Here is an 18,534-nt window from a genome sequence, read left to right as displayed (position 1 = left end):
TAATTTAGAAAGATAGAACATAAAATAATTTGAATAAAATGTCCTGGGCATACCTTTTTCTTTACCATGAGTATACTCATGGTAGAATGACAAGTCAAGAACTTTGTTAATATAAGTTATAACCTTATTTTTATACTATTCTCTATGAAAAAAATAGATCCTTTTATGTCAGAGCTTTCAAAAACATCTTTTCAGAATTAAAAATAAATACATTGCCTGAGCGTATGCATTTGGAAAATAGTTATTAATCTGTAACAAAGCGCTGAACGGCTTCAATAAAAAATTTGAAAACGGTTATTTTTGCAAAAATCTCTTTTCAGCTTTTTGAAAGGAAAAAGATATGTTTTTCTCGAGAACGATCTTCACAAGTGATTTTTTGTGATTTTAGACTTTGATGGATTTCGTATATATATTATGGAAGGCGCCGACCAGGATCCTGGTAAAGTTAAAACGTAAGTTGCCCTTATTCTAAATTTTTTCCGGTATTATTTTATTGCTCCAACAGTTATTCCCTTTAGAAAATATTTTTGAAAAGCAAAGAACACTACAAGCATTGGTATAGCAGCAAATGTAGCACTTGCCATATGCAGGGCATATTCCATAGGAATTTCTTCTCGTATCATCACAAGGCCCGCCTGTAATGTTTTCATCGCTGTAGTGTTGGTTATAATCAACGGCCAGAGAAAGTCGTTCCATTCGTTTACGAAGGTGAAAATACCCAGCACAGCTACAGCAGGTTTAGCTATAGGAAACACTATTTTCCAAAAAGTGTAGAATTCACCAGCTCCATCTATTTTTGCGGCTTCTATTATCTCATCTGGCAGTGTAACCATAAACTGCCTCATGAGGAATACGCCGAAGGGAGCAGCGATTGAAGGAATAATCAACCCCCAGTAAGTGTTTATCATTTTCAGGTTGGATACTATTATATACAAAGGTATTAACGTAACCTGACTTGGAACCATCATTGAAGCTATGTAAATCCAGAAAAAAAGTTTTGATCCGGGAAAAGATTTTTTGGCAATAGCATATCCTGCCATCGCACATAATATTATCCTTGCTATGGTTACAGACCCTGCCACGATGGCACTGTTCAATGTCCAGCGAAAAATATATGGCCTGGCAAAGAAGATCTTGAAATTCACTAAAGTGGGATTTTTCGGCAAAATCTCTGGAGGGAACTTGAGCACAAGTGTTGGTGGCTTTAGAGCAGTTACAACCATCCAATATAATGGTAAAAATGCAGCAAAGCCCAGTATGAAAAGTATAAATAATGATATGAAATTTTTCCAGAATTTTTTTTGGTTCATCTTCATGCACAACACCTCAATATTGAACATTTGATCCAAGCCATTTAAATTGAAGCACTCCCAGCCCTACCAGGATAACGAACATGACCATTGACATTGCAGAAGCCAGACCTAAATTGTAGTCTCGAAAAGCAGTTGTATAGATAAGGTAAGCAACTGTAATTGTTGAAAATTCTGGTCCACCTTGCGTCATGACGTATATATTTGAAAATGTCTGAAAATTAGCGATTATCCCCATAATGAGCGCATACAGAATAGTCGGTTTTAAGAGTGGTACGGTGATCTTCGAGAAGATTTTCCATGAGCTGGCACCTTCAAGTTTGGCAGATTCAAAATAATACTCGGGTATGGAAGCCATAGCCGCAGAAAGCAAGACTATAGTTGACCCACCCCCCATTATTACCTGCATCATCACCAGAGAGGGCATAGCTGTTAATTTGTTTCCAAGCCAGATGACAGGATTCAATCCAATCGATTTTATGAAATAGTTCAGCAAACCAAAAGTTGGGTTGAATATCCAGAGCCAGATCAAAGATATTATTACCGAAGATGTCACATGCGGAAGGTAAAAAATTGATTTGAAAAAAGTTTGAACAGGTTTTCTAAAAGGATATATAAGAACCGTGACAAGTAAAGCTTTACCAAGCCATAACGGTACCACTCCAAATGTATATATGAACGTGTTAAGCAGTGCCTTTTTAAAGAGCCAATCACCAAAAATTGATGTGTAATTTTCAAATCCAACAAATTCTTTTGAAAAGACATTATAATCAAACAAACTCAAATATATCCCGCTTCCTACGGGTATCAGGAAAAATATTAAAAAAAGCAAAAAATGCGGCAAAAGGAAAAAATAGGCATATCTGTTTTTGTATATTTTTCTTAGCAGATTCAATAAGATCACCTCTGAGAAAACAGGCGACCGGGAGGTCGCCTTGATTCTATTTTGCTTTTTTCAAAATTTTGTTTGCCTCTGAAACAAATTCGTTTAATGCTTGCTGCGGTGTTTTTGTTTTTGCAAAGATAGCTTCAAGTGCTGCCACAAAATGTGCATTCATTTGAGACCATGGGAATTCCTCGCTACCGAAAAATTCTATGCCATAGTTATCCATTATGTGGGCGTATCTCTTGACCTGCTCATTCATGTATTGATCGTTTTGATAAAGAGTTTCATTTACCGATTTTCTTGCAGTCAGGTAATTGAGAGTTTCCAGGAGTGCTATATTTTCATGGTTAGTTATAAATTTCAGAAATTCAAAAATCATCTCACGCTTCTTTGGATCACTTTGTTTGAAAACTACAAAGCCACTACCTCTTGCATATGCTACAGGATCTCTACCTGATAGGTGTGGAAATGGTGCTATTACAGGATAAAAGGCTTCTGCTAACCTGCCTTCGTTTACATAACGTGTGATTCTTCCTATTTCGTAAGGCCCTCCAAAACCAATGCTGGCTTTGTGCGTATGGAAGTATCCTATAACGTCGTATATTCCCAGTGCCTCCGCACCCTTTGGTGCAACACCGTGTTTTTCTATGAGATCCAGAACAAATTGAAGTGCAGCGATGGCTTCAGGACTGTTCAGTATGACTTCGCTTTCAGCTTCGTTTGCCAGTCTTCCTCCAAATGCGTAGACAAAATTCAAAATATTGTGTACCATATCACCTTTTGCACCGAATGCAATCGCGTAATGATCAGCTTTCCCGTCTCCATCTTCATCCCACGTAAGCTTCTTGCATGCTTCTAAGAATTCTTCCATCGTCCAGCCTTCATTCACAATTTTTTTCCAATCTATACCGGCTCTTTCAAAATCTGGTGTGTACAGCAACATTGTGGACCCCATTCCATTTGTTCCATAAACCCATGGCCATACATAGTGCTTACCGTTTATGTAACCTGCTTTCAAGCACTGAGTGTAAAAATCGTTCCAATCTTCTTGGCTGAGATATTCGTCGATTGGTTCGAGTAATCCGTTCTTTGCCCATCTGCTATCCCAGACAGGTCCCTTAAAGAAATCTGGCTGGGTTTTCGTCGCGATTGCTGCGGCAAGTTTTTGGGCGTATTCTTGGTTTGTAACAAGTACATATTTAACTTCTACATCCGGATGGAGTTTCATGAATTCTTCAGAAATCCATTTTGGAAATTCTTCTCCTGTAAGGGGTTTGTCAGATGGATGCCCTGGAGGGGATATACGCCATGGGTTGATCCACCACGTAATAGTTGTCTTTGCACCAAGGATGATACCTGCTAAAGCAAGCAAAGACAGTAAGAGTAAACCTTTTTTCATTTTCGTTCTCCCCTTTCTATAAAATAAGCGGCAATTGCCGCCTGAGTTCTTGAGCTGATGTGAATAAAATTGATTTTATACCAAGTTTTGCTGCTGATTCTACGTTTTCAGAAGTATCGTCTATAAAAACAGTATCTTCCGGTTTTACCTTCTCTTTTTCAAGAATGTGGTTGAAAAACCTCGTATCTGGTTTAGAAATTCCTATTATATGCGAAGCGTAGATACTATCGAAGAATCTATAGTCATTCCGCGCCGTATGGATTTTGTAATGAGATTCGATTGTGTTTGTCCCTGCAACAATTCTATGTTTTTTCTTGAGTTCTAAGATGATCTCCACAGTCTCGACAATCAAATCTGGTTTGAAAAACTTTGCCCATAGATCTTCTTCAATTGTTTTTCCATAGAGCTCTGAGAATTTCTCCCAGAAATCTTTTACACAAACCTTTCCTTCCTGCAATTTGTGTAAACCACTCTGGTAGGCAAAATCAAGGAATTGCTTTCTGCTCAGATTCAAGTAACTGCTTAAATGATCTACAACCGATGTATTTGAACATACCACTCCACCCACATCAAATATGATCAATTTCACATAATTAGCTCCTTTGTTATTTCGTTAAGATTATGTACATTAAATTAGTATAATTGTATTATATATTATTTTGAAAGATCTTCAATAGTTTTTATAAACTCTGTGAACAGTGGGTGTGGTTTTCCAACTTTTGTCTTAAGTTCTGGGTGAAATTGTATGCCGATAAAATATGGATGGTCTTGAAGCTCTATCGCTTCCACAAAATTTGATTTTGCACTTATGGTGAGCTTTTCTCCTTTTTCGTCTGGAAATTTGAACAACTCTGGAAATTGATCGTAGTTTACTTCGTATCGATGCCTGTGCCTTTCACTGACTTTGGCAATGCCATATATTTGCCAGAGTTTAGTGTTTTCGAGGATTTCCATTAATTGAGCTCCAAGCCTCATTGTTCCACCAAGTTGAAGTACTTTTTTCTGTTCTTCCATCATTGTTATGACAGGATATGGTGTATCCGGGTCAAATTCTGTGGAGTTTGCTTCTTTATATCCCATAACATTTCTTGCAAATTCTATAACCATCAGTTGCATACCAAGACAGATCCCAAGCAGGGGTTTTTTGTACATTCTTGCAAACTGTATAGCTCTTATCTTTCCTTCAATACCTCTTTTGCCAAACCCACCTGGTATTATCAAGCCATCGTATTCGGAGAGCGTTGCACAGAGATGTTGCCAGCTCATTTCCTCCAGAGATTGCGAGTCCACGGTAACGGGTTTTGAACACCCTGAGAGAAACACTGACTCTATGATACTTTTATATGCATCGTCTGTACCAAGATATTTGGCTATAAGAGCTATTTTAAATGGTTTGAAGGTTTTTGGGTAATTCCAGCTGAATGTTGATTCGTTAATATTTATTCTCAACCTGTCTGCAATTTTTTTATGCAATTCGTAATTTTTTAATATTTCGACGATTGAGTACACATTTGGTACATCCGGAAGGTTTATTACCATATTCAGCGGAACGCCTCCAAAAAGTGCAACTTTTTTCAGGCTGTCTGCGTTAACAGGGTTTTCGCTGCGGATGACTATCATGTCTGGATTTATACCAGATCTCCTGAGAAGCTGGACCGATTGCTGAGTGGGCTTCGTTTTAAATTCATTTGATGCTTTCAAATACGGTACATAGGTGACATGAATAAAAAGAAAATCTTCGAGAGGTTTTTCTAAAGCAAGCTCACGAACACTTTCCAGAAAAACTTCACTTTCTATATCGCCAACTGTACCGCCTATCTCTATGACGTTGACTTCTCCTTCAAGCGACTCAATTCTTTTTCTGATTTCTCCCGTCACGTGTGGAACGATCTGCACTGTGGAGCCAAGATATCCTCCTTCTCTTTCTTTCTCGACAATCGCCGAATAAATTTGACCGGCTGTAATGTTGTTTTTTCGACTCATGTTTTCTCCCAGAAATCTTTCATAGTGCCCTAGATCCAGATCTGCTTCATAACCGTCCTCAGTGACGAACACTTCACCATGTTGATTGGGGTTCATGGTACCGGCATCCACATTTAAGTAAGGATCTATCTTCAGTACATTGACGCGAATGCCACATTCTTTAAGTAATCTTGCCAAAGAAGCAGAAAAAATGCCCTTCCCAACTCCACTCAAAACTCCGCCTGTTACGACAATGTATTTTTTCACGCTGACCACCCTCTTTTTCACAAAGACTTTACGAGTTCTTTTTCGCCTATGGAATTTAGGAAACTGGTTAATTCATCTTTAGTGGGGCTTGCACTTGAGGTACCCCGTTTTGAAACACAAATCGAAGAAGCCGCAACTGCGAGTTTTAAGGTTTCACGCCTGCCGAATTTTTTCATTTTTCCGGCTATATAGGCTGCGTTGAAAGCATCTCCTGCGCCTGTTGTGTCAATTACATTAACTTCATAGGCGTTGATGTGAAATGACGTTTTCTCGGTGAACAAACTTGCTCCTTTGCTACCAAGCTTGACCACAACTTCTTCCACACCCGTTGATAAAAGTTTTTTGACCGCCTTTTCCAGGTTTGTTTCTTTTGTTAATTTCAATATCTCAGTTTCATTTGGAGCAACTGTGTCCGCATAAGCAATGATTTCAAAAACTGATTCATCTGGAAATCCTGCTGGGTCTATATAAACATATTTTCCGTTACGTTTTGACATAGTCACAACTTCTCTGACAGTTTCGAATGGTATACCAAATTGGACAAAAACAGCGGAAGATTTTTCCAGGAAAGTCCAATCTATAATTTCTGGAATGAGATGATCATTCGCGCCAAGCAAATGAAACATTGTGTTTCTGCCTTTTGATTCGACAACTACGAATGTTTTACCCGTTTGAGCGTTACAAGATCTTATAAATGACGTATCTACACCATATCTCTCTATTTTCTTCAAAACACTTTGAGAGATACTATCACTACCAACGCAAGCAATTAGGTGGCACGGTATGCCGAGCTTTGCAAGGGCTATAGCGGTATTTGCACCTTTGCCTCCAATATCAATAAATGTTTGCTGGCAAAGATGATTTTCCCCTATTAGAAGCTGATCAATGTAAAGAAAAGTATCAACATTAATTTTCCCAAAAATCGCCACTTTCTCATCCATAACAATTTAGCACAGCAAATTCCGTCTCCAACTAATAGAAGAGGAATGTTGCCGCTACCTCCTTTCTTGAATTTTTTAAATCAATATGTAATCCAATCCTGAATATCTCATTCCTTTTTGGGTTTCAAAACAAGCTCAGTTTAAAAAATCTGAGCCAGAGGAGAAAAATTCATTTGCGAAAGTTGAAAGTTCCTTCTCGATTTTTAAATCACATATGTGATCCAAACCAGTTCTTCCGCTGTTCACGATTATCAATTTGCTGCCATTCATTTTCGCTATATATGGAAATTGCGCTGCTGGATAAACCAGCAATGAGCTTCCAAATACTATCATTAAATCACAGTTGATTGAGTGATATTCTGCTTCCGATAATGCTTTTTGTGGCAATTGCTCGCCAAAAAAGACTATATCAGGTCTAATCATACCAGAACAACTACACTTTGGAACAGAAGTTTTCGAAAGCATATTTTTGACGTCATCTATGGTGTATCTCTTCAAACATTTTATACAGTAATAATTGTATATACTACCATGGAGTTCGATGATATTTTGATTACCGGCTTTCTGGTGAAGTCCATCGATATTTTGAGTGATAACGGCCTTGATGTAACCTTTTTGTTCAAGTTTGGCAAGCAAATAATGAGCTACATTTGGTTTTGCATCAGCCATAGGAATCAAAGCTTCTTTGCAGAATCTGTAGAATCCTTCCGGGTTGTTGTATAGATAATCGATGTCAAAGACATTTTCTGGGTATTTGGAATAGAGCCCCGTGGGGCTCCGAAAATCTGGTATTCCACTTGGAGTACTTATTCCTGCACCTGTTAGAGCAACACCATATCTGCATGATTTTAGAAGTTCGATGAGATTCATTTACCTTCTTCACCTTCTTTGAAAATCACTCTTGGAAAAGACATGGATGATTCACTTGGTTGCCAGTAAATTGCGTTTTCAACTATTTTTGTTGGAGTCGGTTCTATCGTGAGTATATCTGCCCCTTCTGGCACAACAACCACTATCTGTGAGTCGTTAACTGAATAGATTGATATATCTTTCAACGATGTGTCTACAATTCCGTTTGTTACAGAAGCAGCATTTAGTAACCTCGCCGTTTCCACGACTTCGAGTATTCCAGATCTCTCGGTCATAGTTGAGTTCATGGAGATTACCTCTATGTTTCTGCCAACTTTTTCGCTAACATCGTCGAAATAACTTTTAAAAGTTGAAAGCGAAGCTTGCTGATATTGATCTATATATTGCTGTTGCTTATTTTTGTCTTTGAAAAATAAGCCAGCTGTAGCGGTAAAAGTAGCTTCACCTGTGTAGTCGTATTCCATTTTGCTTCTGTAATAGGCGATCTCATAGGGTGGTTTTCTGGTCAGAGTTGTTACAAGCTGAGTGACTATGAAGAAAACTATGAATGCTATGAGTATATAAAAGAGTGTTTTCTGATTCACTTGATTTCCTCCCTTCAAAAATATGTTACCACAGTTTGAAGGGAGATTATTCTATATGAACAGTTACCTTTGTGCCACTTTTTACCTGTTTTAGAAGATCGAGCCCATCTTTGATTTTTCCAAATACATTCACAGCGCTTGCTGGTCTTATTTTGTCATCGCTTACCGGTGTCTTACCAAAAAACAGGCATATTGCTCTTCCGGGAATCCAGAACGCAACATCTCCCTCTTCTACAACATCTTTGCTATTTTCGCCCACTGCGAGTTTTACGGGAGTCTCAAAATAAATCTCATCTCCCCATCTGTTAACTATTCCTCTGATTGGCAACTCCTTTTTGATAGCCTCGATTGTCAGAGGAGCTCTGTCTTCATCAAGCTCCGCCACGCACTCGATCTGACCAAAAACAAATTTCAGCTTCACCCTACCACCTCCCGGAAAAAATTTTAATTCAATTGCCCTGTAGATGCAATATGTAGATCATTTCATTCAATGATATTATTAAAATACTTTATTGTATAATATAATCACAAAAAGCCATTGGGAGGTGTAAATGTGAAAAAATTTTTCGTGATGATGTTGGTTTTGGTATCGTTACTGGTTTTTTCTGCAGATCTTACAATGATTATCTCGGTGACGGGGGCTCATCAAAGAAATTTCAATCCGTATTTTGCAGGTGGAACAGGATATGCAGCATGTGGTTTCATCTATGAAACATTGATTTATTCCAATAATTTTACTGGTGAAATCATACCGTGGCTTGCTGTGGATTACGAATGGAGCAACGATTACAGGAGCATAGTTTTTAATTTGAGAAAAAATGTAACATGGTCTGATGGCAAACCTTTTACAGCAGATGATGTGGTTTTTACTTTTGAAATGCTCAGAAAATTTCCTTCTCTCGATACCCAGGGGATATGGAGCTCTGGACTGGAATCTGTTGAAAAAATTGATAGCTATACAGTGAGATTGAATTTCTCAAAATTGAACACTCTGATAATCTACAACATAGCTGGTGTATATATGGTACCAAAACATCTCTGGGAAAAGTTAGACGATCCCTCAAAGTTCACCAACGAAAATCCTGTTGGCACGGGGGCCTACGTGCTTGAGAATTTCACCGATCAGGTATTCACATTGAAAAAAAGAGTTGATTACTGGCAAGCCGAGAAGGTTAAAGTGGATAGAATACGAATTCCCGCTTTCAATGGAAATGAACCAGCGCAGCTTGCGGTCGCAAATGGTGAACTTGATTGGGCAGGCATCAATTACCCAAGGATAGAGAATGTTCAAAACAAGGATATAAAATACTGGTTCCCTGAAGGTAACCCGGTTTTTCTTTTCTTCAACCTCGAGAGAGATCCTTTTAAAGATCCTGCATTTAGAAAAGCAATTGCAAGGGCTGTAAATACGGATGAACTCGTGAAGATAGGCATGACAAACTATGCGGTAAAAGCGAATCCTGTGCTGATCAAATCAGGATATTCATACCTGATTGACGAGAATCTCAAAGATAAATGGTATTCATTCGACATCCAGCAGGCGAAGTCAGAACTGGCCTCCTTGGGATTCAGAGCTGGTAAAGATGGTATTTTGGTCGGAGCAGATGGGAAAAGACTTTCGTATGAACTCATAGTTCCGGCTGGATGGACAGACTGGATAGCTGTTTCGCAGCTTCTTTCACAGCAGCTAAAGAAAATAGGTGTAGAGCTGAATGTTACACCCATAGATTTTGGTGCATACCTGGCAAAAATCAGGCAGAAAGATTTTGATGTGGCAGTTAGCTGGTCAAACTATGGCCCGAATCCATATATCTTTTTCCAGAATTATTTGCACTCTTCAAATGCGTATACTGGAAGTAACAGAGGAGGATGGATAAACAAGGAAACAGATGAATTAGTTGAAAAACTTTCTCAGACTGCCGATATGGAAGAGATAAAAACTATTGTCTCGAAGATACAGGAAATCATATTGGATAATGTTCCCGCGGTGCCTCTTTTCTACAACCCCGTGTGGTTTATATACTCAATCAAGAATTTTACTGGCTGGCCTAATGAAAATAATGCATTTGTAGAACCAAGAACGACAGGAATGGACAAAATTTATTTGATAATGCATCTTCAGCCAAAGTAATGCTTACCGGGGTGGCTACCCCGGTTTTTTCGGAGGTGTAGTTTTTGAAGTACATTTTTCAGAAAATCCTGTTTTTCTTCATAGCCCTCTGGACAGCCTTGACATTGAATTTTTTGATTCCTCGCCTTATGCCGGGTGATCCTGCCGAAAGAATTTTGTCGCGTTTTGGTTCAGAAGTAAACGAAAGTGCTGTGGAAGCACTCAGAATTGCTATTGGCCTTGAAAAAGATAAATCTCTTTTTTCACAGTACTTTGAATACATTAAAAATAGCTTTACGGGTAACTTTGGTATCTCTTACGTTTATTACCCGGTGCCAGTAAGAGATATTCTGGCATCTTCTTTACCATGGACGATAGGACTGGTGGGTATATCTACCGTAATAAGTTTTTTGATTGGCACATGGCTTGGAGCGATTGCTGGTTACAAAAGAGACAAACCAACCGGGACAACTCTTACCATTATATCTTTGATGATAAAAGCTTTTCCATATTTCTGGCTTGCAATGATGCTTCTTTACATTTTTGGATATGTTTTGAAATGGTTTCCGCTATCGAATGCATACTCAACCAAGGAGCTTCTCAGTGGCTGGAGATTTATTTCGAGTGTTATTTACCATGCAATATTGCCGGCTATAACGCTTGTTGTTGCTTCACTGGGTTCATGGATTTTGACCATGAGAAACAACATTGTTTCCGTTTTAGCCGAAGATTACATTCTTCTTGCCGAGGCCAAGGGTCTTTCGCAGGAAGAAATACTCAGAAACTATGCCATGAGGAACGCTATATTGCCAAGTATAACAGCTTTTGGATTATCCCTTGGCTTTGTTGTGAGTGGTGCACTTCTGACAGAAATTGTTTTTTCGTATCCAGGAGTGGGATATCAGCTTTACAGAGCTGCTGTCAGTCAGGACTATCCTCTGATTCAAGCTATATTCTTTTTTATCTCACTTTCGGTATTAGGCGCAAATCTATTGATGGATTTTGTCTACATTTCCCTTGATCCGAGAGCGAGGGGGTAGTATTTTGAATATTAAAACATGGATTGGCGCTGGCATAATACTATTTTTTCTAACAATAGCTTTACTTGCTCCGTATATAGCTCCTTATAATCCTAACGATATTGTTGATCTACCCTATGAAAAACCATCTAAACTGCATTTCCTTGGAACAGATAGATTGGGTAGAGATATTTTTTCACAGCTCATTCACGGAACGAGGCTTTCACTGTTGATAGGCATTTTGACAGGATTTTTAATGACGGGGATATCTACCTTTTTTGGCATGACATCAGGTTATTACGGCGGAATAGTTGATCGGATTCTTTCGACAATAACTGACGTGTTTCTGGTCATACCGGGTATTCCGTTGATGATTGTAATTTCTTCATATATAAGGGTGAGAAGTTTCTGGACAGTTATCATAGTGATTGCATTAACTGGCTGGGGTGGCGGAGCAAGAGTAATAAGATCACAGATGCTTTCAATGAAAAATAGAGAATTTGTAACGGCAGCAAAAATAATAGGCGAGAAAAACATCAGAATAGTGTTTTTCGAGATATTTCCAAACATGCTGTCATTGATAGCTTCGAACTTTTTTGGTTCTGTGCTGTACGCCATTATTGGAGAAGCGTCGTTGTCATTCCTTGGGCTTGGTGATGTAAGTAGAATCTCATGGGGTACAATGCTTTACTGGGCTCAAAGTGCTAATGCACTGTTGAACGGTATGTGGGCCTGGGTTCTTGCTCCGGGATTGTCTATAGTTCTTCTTGGAACAGCATTTGCTCTTTTGAATTTTTCACTGGACGAGATGACTAACCCAAGACTCAGAGGGCGCTGAAGGTGATCGAAATGGTGGAGGTTTTAAATCTTAAAGCAGGCTATCGATTTAGAAAAAAAGTGGTTAAGGCGGTTAATAACGTTACTTTAAGGATATACGATGAAGATTTTTTGGGTATTGCGGGTGAATCTGGTTGTGGAAAATCCACGCTTGTTTTAGCTATGTTGAGACTGTTAAAGAGTCCGGGGTATATTGAGTCTGGAAAGGTTATAATTAACGGGATTAACATATTCGAACTGTCCGATGAAGCCCTTTCTAAGGTTCGTTGGAAGGAGTTTTCTTTTGTTCCACAGAGCTCGATGAACTCACTCAATCCGGTTATGAAAATAAAGGATCAAATAGCCGATGCGGTGATTCGTCATACCAGAGTGAGTAAACACGATGCCTATAGAACAGTTGAAAAGGTTTTGCAATTAGTAGGTATTCCTGTGGATCGCATGGATAGTTACCCTCATCAACTTTCTGGGGGCATGCGACAGAGGGTTGTTATAGCGATGGCTCTATCACTTTCACCAAAATTGATAGTTTTCGATGAGCCAACCACAGCTCTCGATGTAGTTGTACAGAGAAGCATTCTGGAAAAAATCTTTGAACTTCAGAGAGAGAAGAGGTTTTCATCTATTTTTGTCACACATGATATATCGTTGCTGCTCGAAATATCCAGGCATATAGCTATAATGTATGCCGGAGAAATAGTGGAATATGGGGGTACAGCTGCGGTATACGAAAATCCCCTTCATCCATACACCAGAGGTTTGATTGTAGCTGTACCGAGTATTTCTGGACAGATAAAAGAATACAAAAGTATCCCAGGAAGACCGCCAGATCTCTCAGAACACATAACCGGATGCCCTTTTTATGAACGATGTGATTTTAGAAAGAAAATATGCTTTCATGAGCATCCTGAGTACAAAGAGGTTGACCGAGGCAGGTGGGTTTCTTGTCATCTGTACTGACAGCTAATGAGATTGTCAAAAACTTTACCGTTAGAAAAGGATTTAAGATTCATAAAGTTCACGCACTGAGGCGGGTAAATCTTAAATTAGAGCAGGGAGAAATATTATCAATTGTTGGTGAAAGCGGTTCTGGCAAGACCACTTTTTTGAGAATTGTTGCAAGGATTTATACACATGATTCTGGTAGGTTGTTTGTACTTGGCAGAGAGCTCTGCAGAAAAATGTCAAGATCTGAAGAACTTGAATATAGAAAAAATGTCCAGATGATTTTCCAAGACCCTTTTTCAGCATTGAATCCTGTTAAAAAAATAAGGCAATTTCTTAAAAGGCCACTTGAGATATTTAAAATATCAGGTGTTGAAGAGCGTTTGGGAGAAGTACTCAGAGAAGTTGAATTACCACTTGATTCTCTTGATAAATACCCGCACGAATTATCTGGTGGCCAGAGACAGAGAGTTGTAATTGCAAGGTCAATTATAACAAAGCCAAAAATAATTCTTGCCGATGAACCGACTTCGATGCTTGATGTATCAATAAAGGCATCAATTCTCAATTTATTGTTGAGATTGCGCGATGATTATGAGATCTCGATGATCCACGTCACACATGATTTGGCATCGGCGAAGTATATTTCGGATCGGATAGCCGTTATGTATGCTGGCCAGATTGTTGAAGAAGGAAATGCCCAGCAGATTGTTGACAATCCTCTTCATCCATATACAAAATTGCTGAGATCAGCAGCACCAGATCCAGATAGATCAGGTTTAAAGCTGGGAGAGACGGGCGAACCCCCGGATTTGATATCCCCCCCTGAAGGATGCTCTTTTAGAATGAGGTGTCCGTATGCCAGAAAAGAATGCTCGACTTTCACGGGGACCGTTCAAATTGATGAAAGGAAAGTAAGTTGCGTTTTGTACATGTGATTTTTCACATCAAATTAATTTTTGCACATTGAATATTAATCTTTCAAAAAAGATCAAAATATAGAATTCATTTGGTGCTGATTTGATGAATATATCTTTGGTTGTGCTTATAACAGTTTTTACACTCATAGCAATGAGAAAATTTAGAAATGTGACTTTGAAGATATGGCAAATAATGTCCGTAGCAGCATTGTTTTTGGTTGCCACAAACCAAATTTCGCCTGTAGACGCAGTTATGTCAATCAATTTTGATGTCGTAGTATTCCTTGTTGGTATGTTTATAATCGGGGAAGCAATGAGAGAAAGTGGATATCTGGGTTATTTGTCCTGCACCATTTTCGGTAAAGTGAAAACTGTGAACGGTTTGATCTTTATGGTTATCTTTATAAGCGGTTTTCTTTCCGCACTTTTGACAAATGATACGATAGCCGTTGTTGGAACGCCTCTTATGATACATCTTTCCAAAAGAAATGGGATTAATCCGAAGATTCTGTTACTTTCACTTGCTTTTGGTATAACTACCGGTAGTGTAATGAGTCCAATAGGAAATCCTCAAAATCTCCTTATCGCACTTGGTAGTTCCATGAAAAGTCCGTTTATTGCTTTCGCAAAATATCTTTTTCTGCCAACGATTTTGAATATGCTGTTTGTTTATTTGGTTATCAGATTAATTTATGGAAAATTTTTCAAAAATTTAGACTTAGACCATGCTGCAGATGGACTTAAAGATGTTGACCTGGCATATCTTTCCAGAATTTCTATGCTAATTCTTATCGGGATGATATTTGCCAGGATTATTGGAACTCTTCTCGGAAAGGAATTTTTAGAACTGAGTTATACTTCTCTCATAGCAGCTACACCAGTTATTCTGTTCAGCAAGAAAAGATTTAAGATCATTCGCTCTCTCGATTGGGAAACAATTATGTTTTTTGTTTCGATGTTTGTGGTTATGAAATCTGTCTGGAACAGTGGTTTTTTCCAGAGATATATTTCTCTGATTAATCTTTCCAGCATACCTCACATACTTTCTGTTAGTGTGATCATCAGCCAGTTCATATCTAATGTCCCGTTTGTGGTTCTTTTCTTAACATTCTTCAAAAACTCAAATGATCTGATTTTGAGCGCACTTGCTGCCGGAAGTACGGTTGCTGGAAATCTAACTATTCTTGGTGCCGCGAGCAACGTTATAATTGTCCAAAATGCTGAGAAGAATGGTATTCATATAACATTCGGCGAGTTTTTTAAGCCAGGAATAATAATAACTGCCCTCAATGTGGTTGTTTACTGGATTTACCTGAATCTGATTTGATGATTTTCAGGAATTTTGTGAATATATATAGTATAATTCATTCAGTGAGTGATTGATATGGACAAATTTTCTTTTTTTGAACCCGGTATTCTTTTCAGGGAATATGTTCTGCTGAAAGAGATTTTTTCGAAAAGCGACATTACTCAGCAAGAACTGGCTAAAATTGCCGGTATAGCACCATCTATGGTCAATAAATATCTGATGCTTTTTGAAAAAAAGGGTCTTATAGACAAAATTGGTCCCAACAGAAGAAAAATGAATTATTTCATCACACAAAATGGAATATACAGATTGCAATATCTTGCAGTTTCATATCTAAGGGAGGTAGCAAAGCTTTATTCGAATTCAAGGCTTGTTTTTATGAGCGTAGCAGAAGAACTTTTTAAAAATGGGATTCAAAAGATTGTTCTTTATGGTGCTGGTGTTGTGGGTGAAACATTACTTGACATTTTGAAGACAGAGAGAATCCAAATAGTTTGTTTTGTGGATGATGATAATTCAAAGCATGGGACAGTTCTGAATGGAATTAAGATTATTTCCCCGGATAAACTCGCTGCCGATATATATGATGCGGTTCTAATAGCATCTTTCAGGCATGCCGGGAAAATATCGGCAAAGGCGAGAAGTCATGGGATGAAAAATATCTACATTTTCAGTGTTCAAACAGATGGGCGAGTTTCTTTGAAAAGAGAGGAGTGAAAAAATGCATGTGCCACTTTTTGATATGACGAGACAGTATGATACTTTGAAAAGTGAAATTTTGCAGGCGATAGATGGCGTTTTTAGATCTGGAAAATTGATCATGGGAGAGAATGTGAAACAGTTTGAGAGAGAAGTATGTGATTATCTTAATGTGAAACATGCTATAGGTGTTGGAAACGGCTCTGATGCGTTATATATTGCAGCGAAAGCAATAGGAATAGGTGATGGTGATTACGTTATCACGACACCTTTTACATTTTTTGCAACAGTGAGTTGCATAACAAGAAATGGAGCTGTTCCTGTTTTTGCAGATATTGATAGAAAAAGCTTTAACATTGACCTTGATAGGGTAGAAGAAATCCTGACGACTCATCCAAATCGAGAAAAAATAAAGGCAGTTATACCTGTTCATCTTTTTGGAAGAACTGTCGATTTGGAAAGACTGGAAAAGATTAAACGTAATTATGGTGTAAAAATACTTGAAGATTGCGCACAATCAATCGGCTCTAAATGGGTATATTCAGATGGCACGATCAGGAAAAGTGGCACTGTTGGGGATGCGTCTATTCTCTCTTTTTTCCCCACCAAAAATCTTGGTGCATACGGCGACGGTGGAATGATTTTAACAAACAATGATGATACAAATGATTTTTGTCGAGTTTTTAGAGTTCATGGGGCAAAGGTCAAGTATTTTCATGAAATGGAGGGAATAAATAGCAGACTTGATGAAATTCAAGCTGCTGTATTGAGGATAAAATTAAAGTATCTTGATGAATATCATGAAAAGAGAATTAAGATAGCCAGGAATTATACCGAGATGATAAATTCTTTGAGCATAGAATTTTTAGAGACGCCCCGTGTTACTGGTGATTTCACGTGTATATTTCATCAATACGTTGTCAAGGTTAAAGCAGGACACAGAGATAGATTAAGAGAATATTTGAAAACCAGGGGTGTTGAAACAGCTGTTTATTATCCACTTGGTATGCACAGGCAAAAATGTTTCTCGAGATTTGGTTCGAAGATACTTGAAAATACAGATCAGGCATGTCAAGAAGTGCTCGCATTGCCAATTTTCCCGGAGATCAGCATCACTGAAGTGGAATATGTTGTTAAATGCATCGGTGAGTATTTCAAGGAGGCGAGAAAATGCTAAAAGAAAAGATTCTCAACAGGACAGCTGTTATTGGTGTGATAGGCCTCGGATATGTAGGTCTTCCACTTGCTGTTGAAAAGGCCAAAGCAGGTTTCAAAGTGATAGGTTTTGATATTCAACAAAAGAGAGTTAACATGGTGAATCAAGGTCAGAATTACATTGGCGATGTGGTGACAGAGGACCTTCAAATTCTTGCAAAGAGTGGAAAATTAACCGCAACCACCAATTTTGATGAACTCCACAATTGCGATATCGCGACCATATGTGTTCCAACACCACTTGATAAATTCAAGCAGCCAGACTTAACATATGTTATTAACACTGCAAAAGAGATATCAAAAAGATTACATAAAGAGATGTTAATAGTTTTAGAATCGACTACTTATCCCGGGACAACAGAAGAAGTTTTGAAACCTATTTTGGAGGAAACCGGATTGAAATGCGGAGAAGATTTTTATCTTGCCTTTAGCCCGGAGAGAGTGGATCCAGGTAATCTCATTTACAAGACGAAGAACACGCCGAAAGTTGTCGGGGGTGTTGGTTCTGCATCAACAGAAATCGCAAGGATTTTGTACGAAAATGTGCTCGAGGCACCCGTCTTTGTTGTCTCATCGCCGAAAGAGGCTGAGATGTCTAAGATTCTGGAAAATACTTTCAGAATAGTAAATATTGCTTTGATAAATGAGATGGCAATTGTTGCTGAAAAAATGGGAATAAATATCTGGGAAGTGATAGAAGCTGCTTCAACAAAACCATTTGGTTTTATGCCTTTTTATCCTGGTCCGGGAGTAGGTGGGCACTGTATACCCATTGATCCGTTTTACCTGACCTACAAAGCAAGAGAATATGATTATCACACAAGGTTAATTGAATTAGCTGGTGAAATAAATGATTATATGCCACAGTATGTTGTTCAGAGGGCTATGCAACTTTTAAATGAAAAAAGGAAATGTATGAATGGTGCGAAAGTACTTCTGCTTGGCATAGCTTACAAAGGAGACATAGATGATGTAAGAGAATCACCTGCTCTTAAAGTTCTGGAGCACCTTGAAAAAAATAAAGCCAGCACGATAGTTGTAGATCCATATGTGGAAAGATTTCTCTTTAATAATGTAGAAATAAGTACACATGAGTTGACGGAGGACCTCTGCAAATGGGCAGACATAGCCATTATCACAACAGCTCATAAAAACAAAATTGATTACAGGATGCTTGTAGAAAATTGTAGATTAGTATTTGATACAAAAAATATTCTAAAAAATTTTGGATTGAAGGGGGAAAATGTGTTCGTACTTTGATGTA

Annotated in this window: 18 protein-coding genes; 9 read left to right on the top strand and 9 right to left on the bottom strand. The window is 38.3% G+C overall.

Features of this window, described 5'->3' with window-relative positions; translation table 11 throughout:
- Nucleotides 1-485: 485 nt before the first annotated feature.
- The 9 genes from TLET_RS10455 to TLET_RS10415 all read right to left on the bottom strand — a co-directional run bounded on the left by TLET_RS10455 (nucleotide 486) and on the right by TLET_RS10415 (nucleotide 8,640).
- Nucleotides 486-1,316: a carbohydrate ABC transporter permease gene (locus TLET_RS10455; RefSeq protein ID WP_012004065.1), complete on the bottom strand. Its 831-nt coding sequence runs from the start codon at nucleotides 1,314-1,316 to the stop codon at nucleotides 486-488.
- Between the two features lie 10 nt (nucleotides 1,317-1,326).
- Nucleotides 1,327-2,214, bottom strand: a complete 888-nt coding sequence (locus TLET_RS10450; protein ID WP_038051440.1) for a carbohydrate ABC transporter permease — start codon at nucleotides 2,212-2,214, stop codon at nucleotides 1,327-1,329.
- Between the two features lie 37 nt (nucleotides 2,215-2,251).
- Nucleotides 2,252-3,595 carry an ABC transporter substrate-binding protein gene (locus TLET_RS10445; RefSeq protein ID WP_012004063.1) on the bottom strand — a complete coding sequence of 448 codons (1,344 nt, stop codon included), beginning with the start codon at nucleotides 3,593-3,595 and terminating at the stop codon, nucleotides 2,252-2,254.
- A gap of 16 nt (nucleotides 3,596-3,611) precedes the next feature.
- Complete coding sequence (locus TLET_RS10440; protein ID WP_012004062.1) at nucleotides 3,612-4,184, bottom strand: HAD family hydrolase; 573 nt, start codon at nucleotides 4,182-4,184, stop codon at nucleotides 3,612-3,614.
- A gap of 65 nt (nucleotides 4,185-4,249) precedes the next feature.
- Nucleotides 4,250-5,824: a CTP synthase gene (locus tag TLET_RS10435; protein ID WP_012004061.1), complete on the bottom strand. Its 1,575-nt coding sequence runs from the start codon at nucleotides 5,822-5,824 to the stop codon at nucleotides 4,250-4,252.
- 17 nt (nucleotides 5,825-5,841) lie between these two features.
- On the bottom strand, nucleotides 5,842-6,765 hold the full coding sequence (locus TLET_RS10430; RefSeq protein ID WP_012004060.1) for a carbohydrate kinase family protein: 924 nt from the start codon (nucleotides 6,763-6,765) through the stop codon (nucleotides 5,842-5,844).
- Nucleotides 6,766-6,900: 135 nt separating this feature from the next.
- A complete protein-coding gene (locus tag TLET_RS10425) occupies nucleotides 6,901-7,635 on the bottom strand; it encodes an NAD-dependent protein deacylase (protein WP_012004059.1) in 735 nt (244 codons plus the stop codon).
- Nucleotides 7,632-8,219, bottom strand: a complete 588-nt coding sequence (locus TLET_RS10420) for a DUF4897 domain-containing protein (RefSeq protein WP_012004058.1) — start codon at nucleotides 8,217-8,219, stop codon at nucleotides 7,632-7,634. Before TLET_RS10420 ends, TLET_RS10425 begins: the two co-directional genes overlap by 4 nt.
- A 46-nt stretch (nucleotides 8,220-8,265) precedes the next feature.
- Complete coding sequence (locus tag TLET_RS10415) at nucleotides 8,266-8,640, bottom strand: cyclophilin-like fold protein (RefSeq protein WP_012004057.1); 375 nt, start codon at nucleotides 8,638-8,640, stop codon at nucleotides 8,266-8,268.
- Between the two features lie 132 nt (nucleotides 8,641-8,772).
- Here TLET_RS10415 and TLET_RS10410 point away from each other — a divergent pair, with 132 nt between their 5' ends.
- The 9 genes from TLET_RS10410 to TLET_RS10370 all read left to right on the top strand — a co-directional run bounded on the left by TLET_RS10410 (nucleotide 8,773) and on the right by TLET_RS10370 (nucleotide 18,530).
- On the top strand, nucleotides 8,773-10,350 hold the full coding sequence (locus TLET_RS10410) for an ABC transporter substrate-binding protein (RefSeq protein WP_012004056.1): 1,578 nt from the start codon (nucleotides 8,773-8,775) through the stop codon (nucleotides 10,348-10,350).
- A gap of 44 nt (nucleotides 10,351-10,394) precedes the next feature.
- A complete protein-coding gene (locus TLET_RS10405; RefSeq protein WP_012004055.1) occupies nucleotides 10,395-11,369 on the top strand; it encodes an ABC transporter permease in 975 nt (324 codons plus the stop codon).
- Between the two features lie 4 nt (nucleotides 11,370-11,373).
- Complete coding sequence (locus tag TLET_RS10400; protein ID WP_012004054.1) at nucleotides 11,374-12,186, top strand: ABC transporter permease; 813 nt, start codon at nucleotides 11,374-11,376, stop codon at nucleotides 12,184-12,186.
- 11 nt (nucleotides 12,187-12,197) lie between these two features.
- Nucleotides 12,198-13,142, top strand: coding sequence for an ABC transporter ATP-binding protein (locus TLET_RS10395; RefSeq protein WP_012004053.1), 945 nt, complete (start codon nucleotides 12,198-12,200; stop codon nucleotides 13,140-13,142).
- Entirely contained in the window at nucleotides 13,118-14,065 is a 948-nt protein-coding gene (locus TLET_RS10390; protein WP_012004052.1) for an ABC transporter ATP-binding protein, read from the top strand. Before TLET_RS10395 ends, TLET_RS10390 begins: the two co-directional genes overlap by 25 nt.
- Before the next feature lie 85 nt (nucleotides 14,066-14,150).
- Complete coding sequence (locus tag TLET_RS10385; protein ID WP_012004051.1) at nucleotides 14,151-15,374, top strand: ArsB/NhaD family transporter; 1,224 nt, start codon at nucleotides 14,151-14,153, stop codon at nucleotides 15,372-15,374.
- A gap of 57 nt (nucleotides 15,375-15,431) precedes the next feature.
- Nucleotides 15,432-16,073, top strand: coding sequence for a winged helix-turn-helix transcriptional regulator (locus TLET_RS10380; protein ID WP_012004050.1), 642 nt, complete (start codon nucleotides 15,432-15,434; stop codon nucleotides 16,071-16,073).
- A gap of 4 nt (nucleotides 16,074-16,077) precedes the next feature.
- Complete coding sequence (locus TLET_RS10375) at nucleotides 16,078-17,232, top strand: DegT/DnrJ/EryC1/StrS family aminotransferase (protein WP_012004049.1); 1,155 nt, start codon at nucleotides 16,078-16,080, stop codon at nucleotides 17,230-17,232.
- Nucleotides 17,226-18,530 carry a nucleotide sugar dehydrogenase gene (locus TLET_RS10370; protein ID WP_012004048.1) on the top strand — a complete coding sequence of 435 codons (1,305 nt, stop codon included), beginning with the start codon at nucleotides 17,226-17,228 and terminating at the stop codon, nucleotides 18,528-18,530. The genes TLET_RS10375 and TLET_RS10370 overlap by 7 nt, the downstream gene beginning before the upstream one ends.
- The last annotated feature ends 4 nt before the right edge of the window (nucleotides 18,531-18,534 follow it).

Origin of the sequence: Pseudothermotoga lettingae TMO, from assembly GCF_000017865.1 — a bacterium.
Taxonomy (GTDB): Bacteria; Thermotogota; Thermotogae; order Thermotogales; family DSM-5069; genus Pseudothermotoga_B; species Pseudothermotoga_B elfii.
The sequence above is the reverse complement of the archived record's forward strand: the minus strand, read 5'-3'. Positions and strand labels throughout refer to the sequence as shown.

What these genes read in the sequence shown, in the direction of transcription:
- TLET_RS10455 (WP_012004065.1), bottom strand. Translation starts at nt 1,316, where the DNA reads ATGAAGATGAACCAAAAAAAATTCTGGAAAAATTTCATATCATTATTT.
- TLET_RS10395 (WP_012004053.1), top strand. Translation starts at nt 12,198, where the DNA reads ATGGTGGAGGTTTTAAATCTTAAAGCAGGCTATCGATTTAGAAAAAAA.
- TLET_RS10380 (WP_012004050.1), top strand. Translation starts at nt 15,432, where the DNA reads ATGGACAAATTTTCTTTTTTTGAACCCGGTATTCTTTTCAGGGAATAT.
- TLET_RS10385 (WP_012004051.1), top strand. Translation starts at nt 14,151, where the DNA reads ATGAATATATCTTTGGTTGTGCTTATAACAGTTTTTACACTCATAGCA.
- TLET_RS10430 (WP_012004060.1), bottom strand. Translation starts at nt 6,765, where the DNA reads ATGGATGAGAAAGTGGCGATTTTTGGGAAAATTAATGTTGATACTTTT.
- TLET_RS10375 (WP_012004049.1), top strand. Translation starts at nt 16,078, where the DNA reads ATGCATGTGCCACTTTTTGATATGACGAGACAGTATGATACTTTGAAA.
- TLET_RS10445 (WP_012004063.1), bottom strand. Translation starts at nt 3,595, where the DNA reads ATGAAAAAAGGTTTACTCTTACTGTCTTTGCTTGCTTTAGCAGGTATC.
- TLET_RS10425 (WP_012004059.1), bottom strand. Translation starts at nt 7,635, where the DNA reads ATGAATCTCATCGAACTTCTAAAATCATGCAGATATGGTGTTGCTCTA.
- TLET_RS10370 (WP_012004048.1), top strand. Translation starts at nt 17,226, where the DNA reads ATGCTAAAAGAAAAGATTCTCAACAGGACAGCTGTTATTGGTGTGATA.